The following is a 13974-nucleotide window of genomic DNA, read 5'->3' as shown; positions in this document are numbered from 1 at the left end:
AAATCACGATGCGGCATTCCGCCTTCCGTCTTGACCTCAACCTTTAAATGTCGTGACTACCAGTTCAGGGTTGTAGGTCTCGCTGGAGGGGTGCCATGAAGGTTGGAAGGTGTCTGCTTGCTGCGGTGCTTATTTTGACCGCTGGGCAGGCGACTAGTGCGGGATTGAAGTCCTTCGACATTCCTGCCGATGGTGAAGGCCCCCTGCTGAAAGCTGTGGAGTGGTCGCCCTGTGCAAAGCCAGATGGAGAGATTAAGGCTGGCCCCTTTATTCTTCCGGGGGTTCGAGATTGTCCGGTTGAGGGAGAAAATCGACCACTGATTGTGATTTCCCATGGCTTTGGCGGCACCAATCTCAGCCATCATGACACAGCAGAGGCATTGGCGGACGCAGGATTTGTCGTTGTGGCGATCAATCACCCTGACGATACCGCTGCAAACAAAGAGAGACAGCATAATCTCAAGGCTTTGATCAGTCGTCCGGTGGACGTGAAGCGGATCATAGACTTCATGCTCGGCTCTTCCCCGGATGCAGCCAGGATTGATCCTCAGTCTATCGGCTTTTTCGGATTTTCCCGAGGCGGGTATACCGGGCTTGTCCTGGCAGGGGCGAATCCGGATTTTGGAAGCCTGTCTTCACAGTGCCAAGACCAGACCGGAGCCGCCTGTGATCATGCGAACCGAGACGCCTTTCCGAACGTCGCTTTGCATCATGACCAGCGTATCAAAGCGTTTGTGATCGCCGATCCACTCAGCAGTGTTTTTTCTACGCCAAGCAGTGTGCAAAATGTCACCGCACCCATCCAGATGTGGGGTTCTCAATATGGTGGAGATGGTGTCTCTCCAGAAAACCTTTTGACAGTTGCTCGTAACTTGCCTGACAAACCTGACTTTCATGTCGTGCCAAACTCTGAGCACTTTGCATTTTTGACCGTTTGCCCCGCAGAACTGACCAAAAGCCTCCCAGAACTTTGCAGTGATAGGCCGGGGTTTGATCGAGCCGCCTTTCATCAGGGCCTTAACAGCCAGGTGGTGACATTCTTTAAGGCGCATCTGTAAAGTTTTAGCGGTGCTGCTGAAGTGTAGAGATATGAAATCATTCATAAAAATGCTGGGATTGCTGCCAGTTCATGTCGTCTTGAAGTTAACCGTACCGGAGCCGGATCGGCAATCGTTGCCTTCACAACGTTTACCTTAAATCCAACCCAATTTCAGATGAGAATTCTGCAAGAAATTTAAGGAACTACAGCGTTTTTGTGTGTTCGGTAAAATCCAGTCACACCTTAAAATTGAAGTCTGCATCCTACGGCATCACTGAAATCCAGACCAGCCTTGATCAGGATCAAGGGCGATGGACGTGTTTTCTCCCATGCTCCAGACAACGGCAGTCATGATGGATACACGCATATTCCTATTGTAATTCATGAGGATAAGTCACGATTCGACGCTCGTGCCGTTGCATTTTTTTGCAAAAGCCCCTGGTATTTAGGGGTATCCGCCAGAAGGATATTTATAATGTTGGAAAACAAGGTCAATCGACAGGTTATTGTCTGGACCACACTTTTAGGTGGTTTCATCAGTTCACTGGTAAAATGGGGATCTGAGGTCAATATGCCGCCGCGTGTGCCGGGCGAAGTGTCACCTCCGGGTGCTCATATCGATGCGTGGCTTGGAGGATTTGGCTTCAATTCGCATTCGCTCGATTACATCTATCAGGGCGTCACCGTGCCTGGAGCTGTCACGCTGTATCACTGGCTTTTCAGTTTCGCCTTTGCCCTGGTCTATGTCTTTGCTTCCGTCTATTGGCCGAAGATCAGGCTCTGGTACGGCGCTTTTTATGGATTGATCATCACCGTGGTCATGCATGGATTTCTTATCCCGTTGCTCGGCTTTCGAAATCCGGTTTATGCCAATGGCGCCACAGGATGGCTGTGGAACCTCAACGCCTTTGAGCTTTGGAGCGAGATCCTCGGCCATATCTATTGGTCGGTCTCGATTGAAATTTGCATGATTGCGGTTCTGGCCTATTTCGCCAGGCCTATTCAGGGCGATTGGGTCAAAGCTTAAAACATATGACCACATAAAAGCGGGGAGGCATTTCTGCCTCCCCGTTCTATTTTGCTTGGCCATCAGGCCGCTTGCTTGGCTGCCCCATAGGGATCAAACCGCCCATAGAAGGTCTCGCCCTTCTGCGCCATCTCCTTCAACAGCGGCGTGGGCGTAAAATGCGGGCCGTAGTCCTTGGCCAGCCGCTCGCAGAGCGCCACGAAAGTCTTCACACCCATGCCGTCGATGTAGGACAGCGCGCCGCCGGTATAGGGGGCAAAGCCAAAGCCGAGTATGGAGCCGACATCGGCTTCGCGGGGGTCAACCACGATGCCTTCTTCCATGGTGCGGGCCGCTTCCAGGGCGATGGTCGCCAGGAAACGCTCTTGCAGGGTCTTGACGTTGACGTCATCAGGCTTCTTTTGCGGATAGAAGTCCTTCAGGCCCGGCCAGACATGCTTTTTGGCAGGCTTGGCGGGGTAGTCGTAAAAGCCCTTGCCGTTCTTGCGGCCAAAGCGTTCTTCCTTCTCGACCATGCGGGCCACCAGTTCCATATGGCGCGGGTCCACGGCCTTTTCACCGAGATCGGCGATGGTGGCCTTGAGGATCTTGTAGGACAGATCGATTGCCACTTCATCGTTGAGGGACAGCGGACCAACCGGCATGCCGGCGAATTTCGCGGCATTTTCGATCATCACCGGCGGCACGCCTTCCAGCAGCATATCGTAGCTTTCCGCCATGTAGCGCAGCACGCAGCGATTGACGAAGAAACCACGGGTGTCATTGACGACAATCGGCGTCTTCTTGATCGCCGCCACATAGTCGAGGGCCACTGCCAGCGCCTTGTCGCCGGTCTCCTTGCCGAGGATGACTTCCGTCAGCATCATTTTCTCGACCGGCGAGAAGAAATGAATGCCGATGAAATCCACGGGGCGCTTGGAGTTCTTGGCAAGACCGGTGATCGGCAGGGTCGAGGTGTTGGAGGCAAAAATTGCCCCTTCCGGCAGCACGGCCTCAACCTTTTCGATCACGGCCTTCTTGACGTCGCGGTCTTCAAACACCGCTTCGATTACCAGATCGGCGTCCGACAGCGAGGTATAGTCGTCGCTTGGGGTGATCATAGACAGCAGCTTTTCGCCGTCTTCCTTGCTCATCTTGCCCTTGCCGATTGCACCCGACACCAGGCCTTCAGCCACGGATCTGCCCTTGTTGGCAGCCTCCATGTCGCGGTCGATCAACACCACGGGCAGACCGGCGGCGGCGGTGACATAGGCAATCGATGCGCCCATGAAACCAGCGCCAACCACGCCAACCTTTTTGATCGTGCTTTTCGGCTGGCCTGCCGGGCGGCGTGCGCCCTTGCCAAGCTCCTGAAGCGAGATGAACAGCGAGCGGATCATCGAGAAGGCTTCGGTGGTCTGGACGATTTCGGTGAAATAGCGCTGCTCAATGCGAAGGCCGGTGTCGAACGGCACCTGCAAGCCCTCATAGACGCATTTCAGGATCGCCAGAGCGGCTGGATAATTGCCGGAGGTTTCACGGCGCAGCACAGCCGGTGCCGCAGGCCAAAGCTGGGCCGATGCCGGTGTCCAGATGCCGCCGCCGGGGGCCTTGAAGCCCTTTTCATCCCAAGGTGCAACCGGCTTCAAGCCATCCTTGATCATCTGCTTGGCAGCTGTAATGAGCTGATCCGGTTCCACCACATGGTGCACGAGGTTCATCGCCTTGGCACGCTGCGGCGTCAGGGTCTGGCCGGTGGTCATCATTTGCAGGGCGTCCTGGGCATTGGCCAGACGCGGCACACGCTGGGTGCCGCCAGCACCAGGGAAGATGCCAACCTTGACTTCGGGCAGCGCTAGCTTCACCGATTTGCCGTTGGAGACCACGCGGCCATGGCAGGACAGGGAGAGTTCGAATGCGCCGCCCATGCAGGTGCCGTTGATGGCCGATACCCAGGGCTTGCCATTGGTCTCGATCTTGCGCCACAACCAGCTCATCCGGCCAGCGGAGTCGAACAGTTTTTGAACGGCATTGGCAGGGTCCTTGGCGCGCTCTTCCGCCACCATGGAGAACATGCCGCGGATCATGCTGAGATCGGCACCGCCGGAAAAGGCTGATTTGCCTGACGTGAACACCACGCCCTTGACGGCTGCATCCGCGACGGTGGCATCCACAATCGCTTCGATTTCGTCCATCACCTCCATGGTGAAGACGTTCATGCTCTTGTCGGGCATGTCCCAGGTGACAAGGGCAATGCCGTCTGCGTCGGTCTCAACGGTGAAATTCTTATAGGTCATTATCATCCCTCCCGAAGGATTTTTTGATCGTGGTTTCGTGTGGAAAACCGGTTTCCACTTTTCCTGAAACCACTCAGACGCGCTCAATAACGGTTGCCGTACCCATGCCCGCTCCGATGCAGAGCGTCACCAGTGCGGTGTTCAGATCGCGCCGCTCCAACTCATCCAGCACGGTGCCAAGGATCATCGCGCCTGTGGCCCCCAGCGGGTGGCCCATGGCAATCGCGCCGCCATTAACGTTCATGACATCATGGGACACGTCAAAATGCTGCATGAAGCGCAAAACCACGGCAGCAAAGGCTTCGTTCAGCTCAAACAGATCGATGTCGGCCAGCGTCATGCCGGTTTTCTTCAATAGCTTTTCCGTCACATCGACAGGGCCGGTCAGCATCAAGGCCGGATCGGAGCCGATATTGGCAAAGGCGCGAATGCGGGCGCGGGGTTTCAAGCCCATGCTCTCGCCGCCGGTCTTGGAGCCGAGCAACACAACGCCGGAGCCATCCACAATACCGGACGAATTGCCCGCGTGGTGGACGTAGTTGATCTTCTCAATTTCGGGATGCGCCTGAATGCCGACGGCTTCAAAGCCGCCCATTTCACCGGGCATCTGGAAGGAAGGGTTGAGACCTGCCAGCGACTGCATGTCAGTGCCGGGGCGCATATGTTCGTCGCGGTCCAGAATGGTCAGGCCGTTCTGGTCCTTCACGGCGACGACCGATTTGTCGAAATAGCCATTTGCCCAGGAATTGGCGGAGCGTTTCTGGCTTTCCACCGCATAGGCATCCACATCATCGCGGGAGAAGCCATATTTGGTGGCGATCAGATCGGCGGACACGCCCTGCGGCATGAAGAAAGCCGGGAAGTTGACGGATGGGTCCATGAACCACGCCCCACCCGACATGCCAAGCCCAACACGTGACATGCTCTCCACGCCACCCGCGATGACGATATCATCCGCACCCGTGGCAATCTTGCCCGCGGCCAGATTGATGGCATCAAGACCAGAGGCGCAGAAACGCGAAATCTGTATGCCCGGAGCCTTGGTGGAATAGCCCGCCTCAAAGGCCGCAGCCTTGGGGATCACCGCGCCCGCATCCATGACAGGATCGACGCAACCCATGATGATGTCATCAACGGTGGATGTGTCGAGACCGTTGCGGTCGCGGATGGCTTCCAGCGCCTTGGCGGCCAGGCGCACGGATGGCACTTCATGCAGCGCGCCATCCTTCTTGCCGCGGCCGCGCGGCGTGCGCACGTGGTCGTAAACATAGACTTCAGTCATCGTCTCTCTCCCCGGAGCGCATAGCTCCTGAATTTTTTCAATGGTTTATCCCCGGTGGGGACAAACCGTATTCAATCAAAATGCCTCGGCGGCCATCGCCATCACGCTGTCAGCACCCGCTTCGATGCGAGACTTGCGCAAGGCGGTTTCCGGCATGATCTTTTCCATGAAGAAGCGACCGGTCAACAGCTTGTTGTTGTAATAATCAGCATCACTAGCACCGCTTTCAAGCGCCTCATGGGCGGCCTTGGCCATTTTGGCCCACATATAGCCCAGCACCACCAGACCGAAGAGATGCATGTAATCGGTCGAGCCAGCACCGGCATTGTCGGGCTTGGCCATGGCGTTTTGCATGAACCACATGGTGGATGCCTGAGCGTCGTTCAGGCCCTTCTTCAGCTGCTTGGTGAAGAAGGACAGCTTTTCATTCTCGCGGTTTTCCTCGCAGAAGGCGCCGATTTCGTTGAACAGCGCCATCACGGCCCGCCCACCGTTGAGGCCCAGTTTGCGTCCGACCAGATCCAGCGCCTGAATGCCATTGGCCCCTTCATAGATCATCGCGATGCGGGCATCGCGTACATACTGGCTCATGCCCCATTCTTCGATATAGCCATGGCCGCCATAGACCTGCTGGGCCATGACCGCATGGTCAAAGCCCTTGTCGGTCAAAACACCCTTGAGGATCGGTGTCATCAGGCCAAGAATGTCATCGGCGGTCTGCTTTTCAGCCGCATCACCGGCGCGGTGGGCAATGTCGGATTTCAGCGCCGTCCAGAGCGTGAAGGCGCGGCCTGCTTCGTTGAAGGCCTTGATGGTCATCAGCGCGCGGCGAATATCGGGGTGGACGATGATCGGGTCGGCCTTTTTATCCGGCGCCTTTGCGCCAGACAGCGAGCGGCCCTGAATACGCTCCCGCGCATAGGTCACGGCGTTCTGATAGGCGACTTCGGCAATCGACAGGCCTTGCAGGCCGACGCCCAGACGCGCCTCGTTCATCATCACGAACATGGCCGAGAGGCCCTTGTTCTCCGCGCCGATCAGGTAGCCGGTGGCCTCGTCATAGTTCATCACGCAGGTGGCATTGCCGTGAATGCCCATCTTGTGCTCGATGGCACCGCAGGACACGCCATTTTTGGCACCCAGTGCGCCGTCTTCACCGACGATGACTTTGGGGACGATGAACAGCGAAATGCCCTTGGTGCCCTCAGGCGCGCCTTCGATACGGGCGAGAACCAGATGGATGATATTCTCGCTCATCCCATGCTCGCCAGCCGAGATGAAGATCTTCTGGCCGGAGATTTTATAGGTGCCATCACCATTGGGAACGGCCTTGGTGCGCAGCAGGCCAAGGTCCGTGCCGCAATGGGGCTCCGTCAGGTTCATGGTGCCGGACCAGGTTCCCTCGACCATTTTCGGCAGATAGGTCTGCTTCTGCTGGTCGGTGCCATGCGCCAGAATGGCGGCAATCGCCCCTTGTGTCAGGCCCGGATACATCATCAAGGCCATATTGGCAGACGACATATATTCGCCAACGGCGGCATGCAGCACGTAAGGCAAGCCCTGGCCGCCATATTCCGGTGGGACGGCAAGGCCGCTCCAGCCACCGGCGCAATAGGCGTCATAGGCTTCCTTGAAACCCTTCGGCACAGTCACTGAGCCATCCGCGTTGCGGGTACAGCCTTCCTGGTCGCCGGACAGATTGAGCGGAAATAGCTGCTCTTCAGCAAGCTTGGCGGCTTCGCCGACAATCGCCTCGATCATGTCGGGTGTCGCGTCTTCGAAACCGGGCAGGTTGTTGTAACGCTCCAGGCCCAGCACTGTGTTCAGAATGAAAAGCGTGTCGGCGACAGGTGCCTTATAGACGGGCATGGTCAATGTCCTCCAGATTGCGGCCGGCGTCCTCCCCGGCGATGTTCTGTCTTACAAAATATTGACGTGCGCGTAAACGTCAATACGCAAAAATGTGAATTTGAAGAATGCGCCCTGCCAACGGATAGGTCAGATGTACGCGGAATTTGGGCAGCGGAAGCGAAAGGGGCGATGACCGTCGTGCATATATCACGCTGGATATCTCGTTTGGCGACACAATAAGATGCCCACACCGAAAAGGTTAAAAATCTCAGCCATTCTTAACGGGTTGTTTACCACGTTTCCCCGATTCTGCTGCGGAATGATTTGCGCCGCCTCAAGATGAGAATTGCAACCTCCAATCCCGGGTTTGGGGGAGGGGAGCAGGTCTTGGGGCAGGCCCGAAACGCGAAGCGAGTTTGGAATATGAACGGACAGCGGTCTCCATCGCAGAGCTATAGAGCTCCCGGCCAGATGCCGCCTCACCAGGCGGAGACGCGTCAGGCTGACCCTCGCCCCGGCGGTGCCTCGTCGCTGGATGCCCTGAGCCGCACGATCGAAGGGTTGGAGGCGCGGATCGAAGGTCTGATGAATGGCATCTCCGGCGGCGTCTCCAGAGATGTTCGCTCGGCAACCAGTGCTTTTTCCGATAAGCCATTGCAGGCTTCGGCAGAGATGCCGCCTGCTGCGACCTCTTCTGCTCCTGCCGACCGGCTCGATCCTTTGGCCGAGATCCGCGCCCGGCAACGGGCGTTGGAAGCGGCACGCCCACCCGCTCCGGGACGGGCGTCGCTGCGCGACAACGAGTCCAAATACCGAGCGCCTGATGAGAGTGTAGTCGTGCGCCCGCCCCAGGTGCTGGAATTGGCCCCGCAACTGATGGCTGGCGGGAGTGCCGCGCCCTTGCCGGATTTCTATAAGGCCCTGTCTACCCTGCGCGCCGACCTGCGCCAGGATATCAGCGAGAGCCTTGCCGGTGAAATCGGTGCTTTGCGCTCCGATATCCAGGATATCAGGGTAATGGCTGAAGAAAGCCGTGAAGCCGCTGGCCTGCGTGAGGATTTCATGCGCATGGCCGACAGCCTGGAGCGGATCGGCCATCCCGCCGCGCCCGAAACCGAAGCATTGCGGGCCGATTTCGAGGAATTGCGCTCGTTGATGGACGGACTTGCCCGTGATAGCGGCACGCAGACCATGGAAACCCGTTGGAGCGCGCTTGAAGCGCGGCTCGATACCATCGCGCCTGAGCGCATCCAGCAGGACCTGTTGCAGCTTGCCTACCGGCTGGATGAGATCAAGCAGCAATTGGGCACGATCGGCGATGTGCGCTCCGTGCGGCTGCTGGAAGACAAGCTGGTTGCCATTGCCAAGGCGCTTGAGCATATCGGCCAGCATCTGGAGCCCAACAGCCAGGCGATGCTGGAGCAGTTCGGCCAGCTCGATCACCGTCTGGACGAGATTTCCCGTGCGATTTCCGTTTCTGGCCGTCATGCAGGGCAAGCCACCGATCCGCGTCTGATCGAGCGTCTGGAAGACCGGATCGCTACCATTGCCCATCATCTGGAACTGATTTCCGAGCAGACCGCAGGGTTTCCGGCTGGTGATCTGGAGCACCGTCTCGAAGCGCTATCGTTGAAAATCGAGGATCTGGCGCACCAACAGGCCGCCCAGCGGCTGGAAGAGCGGCTGGACGATCTGACCCGCATGTTGGAAATGTCGCAGCGTGAAAGCCTGCAACCCGAACTGACCGGCTATCTCTCTGATATTTCCCGCAAGATCGACGCGCTGGACCATGCTTCGCTGAGCGACAAGCTGGCCGAGCAGATCGCCGTGATCGGCAGGCGAATCGATCAGATCGATGCTCAGCCGGCGGTATCATCGGTGGATGAAAACCTGCTGCGCAGCCTGGACGACCGGCTTTACTCCATCGCTGCCCGTCTGGATGAGACGAGCGCCTCGCCATCCGGTGATGGCTCCGCCATGGCCGGGCTGGAACAGCAGATCGCCCATCTCTCGGCGCTGATCAGCGCCTCACCCTTGACGGACAATGGCCAGGGCGAACGGATCGAAGGCCGGATGGCGGCCCTTGAGGATTATCTGGCGACCAGCGATGAGTATATCGTTGAGGCGGCTCGCCAGGCCGCCGAAGCGGTGATGGACAATTATGCCCGCCAAAGCCCGGCCTCCGTTCAGGTGGCGGGACAGGACCAGATTGCTGAAACGCTTGGTGTGCTGGCCGATCACCTGCGCCATCTGGAAGAAATCAGCCGGGGCGGGGAGGAACGCAGCCACCGCACCGTCGAGGCTTTGCACCAGACCCTGGTGCAGATTGCCGAAAAACTCGACCAGATGGACCGCCGGACTGCCACAGCCAACAGTGAGGAAGATCGCGCCGGTGCGGCTGTTGCGGCTGCGCAGCGGACCGCGTCTGTTGAGACCGACGTGGAGCCGGTTGTTGACCTCCTTCAGGCTGAAGACGCTATCGATGCGCCTGCTCATGCCGAGGCTCGTCCGCAGAGCGATGATGGGAAGGTCGCGAAACCCAGCCTGATCGCCGGTTTGAGCCGGCGCCTGAAGCCGAAGATCAAGAAAGCGCAGGCCGAGACCGCGACACCGGCAAAGGCCGCCGCGCCGCACCCGCGTCAGATGATCGAGGATGCGCCTTCCATCGATCCCGTTGATATCCTGCCGCCGGAAGAGGCCAATGAATTGCTGGAACCTGGTTCCGGCAAGCCGGATGTGCGCAAGATCCTGGAAAAGGTCCGGGCGCGTCAGCTGGCCGGCTCTGCACCGGCTGAACCTGCGCTTGGTGCGGCAGGTGTAAAACCGGCATCAGCGGATGACCGGATGGATTTCATTGCCGCCGCGCGCCGGGCGGCGCAGGCGGCAGCCCAGGAAACAGAACGGGGCAGTCGTCCGGGCCGGACAGCCCTTGCCGACGAAGTCGCTGGCGGCTCAGCTTTTTCCAGATATCGTCGTCCAATCCTGATGGCAGTTGGCGCGCTTTTGCTGGCGGCTCTTGCCGTCTCGGCGGTAAAGACGCTTGGCGGCGGCAATGCCCCGGCGCCTGCTGAGCAAGCACCACCCACATCGGCACCTGCCAAACTGGCACCTTCTGCGGCCATTGAGGCACCCTCAATCCAGCAGGCACCTCAACAGCCGGTTCGGGCGGTCGAGATCAAGGCCGAAGCACCGCAATCCCAGCCCGCCGTGGAAAGCACCGAGACGGAGCCATCTTACGCGCCGGTCATTCCGGTGACGTCACCGACAGGTCAGGCCAGCCTTTCCTCCACCCCGATGGATGGCAGCCAGACGGTCGCCGGTCTCTCGGCTCAACCGCCGATGCCGGATGCGGCCCAGGCCGGATTTGCCGCCCCGAGGAATGAGGCGGTCAAGCCGCTGTTCGAGGTGCCTGCTGATCTGTCACCCGCTTCACTGGTGACGGCTGCCAAGGCGGGTGAGCCAGCTGCCCTGTTCGAAGTCGGTTCGCGCTATATGGAAGCACGCGGCCTGCCGGGCGATGTCTCGCAGGCAGCTGTCTGGTTCCAGCGCGCTGCCGATCTGGGGCTGGCGCCTGCCCAATATCGCCTTGCCGGGCTTTATGAAAAAGGCACTGGTGTTCAGCGCGACCTGACACGGGCGAAAGGGCTTTACAGCCAGGCCGCCGACGCGGGCAATGCCAGCGCCATGCATAACCTCGCCGTGCTCTATGCCTCCGGTGGCGATGGCAAGCCGGATATGGATGCTGCGGCCAAGTGGTTTGCCAGGGCCGCCGACCTCGGCGTGACGGACAGCCAGTTCAATCTCGCGGTGCTCTATGCGCGCGGTACGGGCGTGAAGCCGGATCTGGAAGCCTCCTATAAATGGTTCGCGCTGGCCGCCAGCCAGGGCGACAAGGACGCAGCCGCCAAGCAGGAAGAAGTGGCAAGATCGATGCAACCTGCTGCACTTGCACGCGCCAAGGCGAGCGTCCAGCAATGGCAGGCAATGCCTGTGAATGCCGATGCCAACACGGTCAACCTGCCGGATGAATGGGTCGGAAAGAGCCTGAAGACCGGCAGCGTCGATATGGAAAAGGCGGTCCGCAACATCCAGGCCATCCTCAACAAGAACGGCTTCAATGCCGGAGAGCCGGATGGCAAGCTCGGTGCCCGCACCGTTGCCGCTATCAAGGCCTTCCAGACCTCGGTGGGCCAGGAGCCAAGCGGCAAGGTTTCCAATGAATTGGTCAAGGCGTTGCTGGCCCATAACGGTTGATGCTGGGGCGGGGCTGATGGAGTTTAACCTTGCAGGCGAACGAAATCCTCCTACAATCGCCTGAACACACCTACGAAACTGATCAATATTGCCGGATGCCAGGCGAGCGTCACGATTTTAGAATGCGTGACGCTTGAGGTTTTTTGGGCAACTGCCCCCAAAATCTACTGGGATTTAAGGAATGATATCGTAAGGATTGACGGGCATCGTCATGGGCATTCCGGCCATGACGGCGGAATTTGGCATTTCGGGCGCATTTCGAGGACAGCCGTGACACTTTACCTGCCGATTGCGGAACTGTCGGTGAATATTTTCATCATCCTCGGCATGGGCGCGGCTGTTGGCTTTCTCTCGGGCATGTTTGGTGTCGGTGGCGGGTTCCTGATTACCCCCCTGCTGATCTTCTATAATATTCCGCCCGTCGTTGCCGTTGCCACCGGTGCCAATCAGGTGGTGGCCTCTTCGGTTTCCGGCGCCATGAGCCATTTTCGGCGTGGCTCACTGGATTTGAAGCTCGGCTGCGTACTGCTGGTTGGCGGGTTGTTCGGCGCGTCGCTCGGCATGTGGATCTTTGTCGCCCTGCGCAAGCTCGGCCAGATCGACCTGTTCATTTCCATCCTCTATGTCGTGCTGCTGGGCTCCATCGGCACGCTGATGCTGTGGGAAAGCATCGGCGCTCTGCGCCGTGCGGCCCGCAAGCAGCCAGCGCCCGTGCGCCGCCCCGGTCATCACAATTGGGTGCATCGGCTGCCGTTTAAGATGCGCTTCAAGAAATCGAAGATCTATCTCAGCGCCATCCCCATTCTGGTGCTGGGTTTCCTCGTCGGCGTGCTGACGCCGATGGGTATCGGCGGCGGCTTCATTCTGGTGCCGGCGATGATCTATCTGTTGCGCATCCCCACCAATGTCGTGGTTGGCACCTCGCTGTTCCAGATCATCTTCGTCAGCGCCTTCACCACCATTGCCCAGGCCAAGGCCAATTATTCGGTCGATATCGTTCTGGCCTTCATGCTGATGATCGCTGGTGTGATCGGCGCACAATACGGGGTACGGGTCGGACAGAAGCTGCGCGGCGAACAATTGCGCGCCCTGCTGGGCCTGCTGGTGATGGCGGTTGGCCTGCGTCTTGCCATCGAACTGGTGATGACCCCTGATGATGCCTATTCCATCGTGGTGGGGAGCACGGGCCGATGATCCTGGGCCGGTTTCTCCTTCTGGGGCTGATCGCACTCTCTGGCGCAAACCTGTTTGCAGGCACCGCGAGCGCCCAGATCCCCTTTCTGACCCCTGATAGTACCGGCAAGGAAACGCTGGAAATCGGCACCTCCACCAATGAAATCGCCATTACCTCGGATTTTCGCGGGGCGGATCTCACCGTGTTTGGTGCGTTGAACAATGTCGATCAATTGCTGCTGGCCATTGGCCAATATGATGTCGTGGTAACGCTGGAAGGTCCACGCGAAGCGGCGACCGTGCGGCGCAAGGAGCGGTTCCTGGGCATCTGGGTCAATCGTCAATCCCTGACCTTCGAGCGGGTGCCGACCTCCTATTCGGTTGCCAGCACCAGGCCGGTGCAGGCGATTGCCCCGCGCGAGGTTCTGAACGATCTGGGGCTTGGCGTCGATTATCTGCCGCTGACCCCGACCGGCCATTTTATCGGCGATATCAATATGGGTGAGTTCCGGACTGCCTATCGCCGCCTGCAACAGACAAGCGGGCTTTATCAGGAGGGCGATGCCGGTATTCGCTTCGTCAGCACCAACCTGTTTCGCGCCAGCCTGCGGCTGCCCGCCAGTATTCCCGATGGCGTGCATGTCGTGCATGCATACCTATTCAAGAGCGGCGTCTTTCTGGCCCAGAAGGATCTGCGCCTGCGGGTTGTGAAGACCGGTGTCGAACAGGCAATCACCGATGCTGCCCATAACCAGCCCCTGTCCTATGGCATCTTCGCCGTGCTGGTGGCTGTCATCACCGGGTGGACGGCCAGCCTCGTCTTCCGCAAGGATTAACAGTCTATCCAAGAATTGCTGTTGGCGGGCTGCAAAAGGCAATTTCTGCGCTTGCCTCGACTCACGTACGTTAAGTACGCTCCGCTCCGGTTCTCGAAATCACCATTTTCACCACGCCAACAGCAATTCTTGAACAGACTGTAAGAGGCATTTAGACAATCGACACGCAATCGAGCGTTGTCATCTGCCTGTCATCTGTGCGCCCTAAGACCGCCCTGCAATCATCTGGCACATAT

At 58.6% G+C, this 13974-nt stretch carries 8 protein-coding genes; 5 read left to right on the top strand and 3 right to left on the bottom strand.

Annotation, left to right across the window (positions count from 1 at the left end):
• Positions 1-95: 95 nt before the first annotated feature.
• Together H1Y61_RS16905 and H1Y61_RS16900 are read left to right on the top strand one after the other, a co-directional pair.
• Positions 96-1058, top strand: coding sequence for an alpha/beta hydrolase family protein (locus H1Y61_RS16905; RefSeq protein WP_180573273.1), 963 nt, complete (start codon positions 96-98; stop codon positions 1056-1058).
• A 456-nt stretch (positions 1059-1514) separates the two neighbouring features.
• Positions 1515-2066, top strand: coding sequence for a YagU family protein (locus H1Y61_RS16900; protein ID WP_180573272.1), 552 nt, complete (start codon positions 1515-1517; stop codon positions 2064-2066).
• Between the two features lie 62 nt (positions 2067-2128).
• Here the strand turns inward: H1Y61_RS16900 and H1Y61_RS16895 are convergent, their stop codons facing one another.
• The 3 genes from H1Y61_RS16895 to H1Y61_RS16885 all read right to left on the bottom strand — a co-directional run bounded on the left by H1Y61_RS16895 (position 2129) and on the right by H1Y61_RS16885 (position 7493).
• Entirely contained in the window at positions 2129-4342 is a 2214-nt protein-coding gene (locus H1Y61_RS16895) for an FAD-dependent oxidoreductase (RefSeq protein WP_180573271.1), read from the bottom strand.
• A gap of 73 nt (positions 4343-4415) precedes the next feature.
• Complete coding sequence (locus H1Y61_RS16890) at positions 4416-5624, bottom strand: acetyl-CoA C-acetyltransferase (RefSeq protein WP_015914853.1); 1209 nt, start codon at positions 5622-5624, stop codon at positions 4416-4418.
• Positions 5625-5699: 75 nt separating this feature from the next.
• Positions 5700-7493, bottom strand: coding sequence for an acyl-CoA dehydrogenase C-terminal domain-containing protein (locus H1Y61_RS16885; protein ID WP_180573270.1), 1794 nt, complete (start codon positions 7491-7493; stop codon positions 5700-5702).
• A gap of 453 nt (positions 7494-7946) precedes the next feature.
• Between H1Y61_RS16885 and H1Y61_RS16880 the strand changes: the two genes are divergently transcribed.
• The 3 genes from H1Y61_RS16880 to H1Y61_RS16870 all read left to right on the top strand — a co-directional run bounded on the left by H1Y61_RS16880 (position 7947) and on the right by H1Y61_RS16870 (position 13738).
• On the top strand, positions 7947-11729 hold the full coding sequence (locus tag H1Y61_RS16880; protein ID WP_180573269.1) for a peptidoglycan-binding protein: 3783 nt from the start codon (positions 7947-7949) through the stop codon (positions 11727-11729).
• Positions 11730-11999: 270 nt separating this feature from the next.
• Positions 12000-12923, top strand: a complete 924-nt coding sequence (locus H1Y61_RS16875) for a sulfite exporter TauE/SafE family protein (protein WP_180573268.1) — start codon at positions 12000-12002, stop codon at positions 12921-12923.
• Positions 12920-13738: a TIGR02186 family protein gene (locus H1Y61_RS16870; RefSeq protein WP_235680777.1), complete on the top strand. Its 819-nt coding sequence runs from the start codon at positions 12920-12922 to the stop codon at positions 13736-13738. The genes H1Y61_RS16875 and H1Y61_RS16870 overlap by 4 nt, the downstream gene beginning before the upstream one ends.
• The last annotated feature ends 236 nt before the right edge of the window (positions 13739-13974 follow it).

This window comes from Agrobacterium vitis, from assembly GCF_013426735.1.
Lineage (GTDB): Bacteria > Pseudomonadota > Alphaproteobacteria > Rhizobiales > Rhizobiaceae > Allorhizobium > Allorhizobium vitis_D.
Note: the sequence above shows the minus strand (reverse complement) of the source record. Positions and strands in the feature narration are given on the sequence as shown.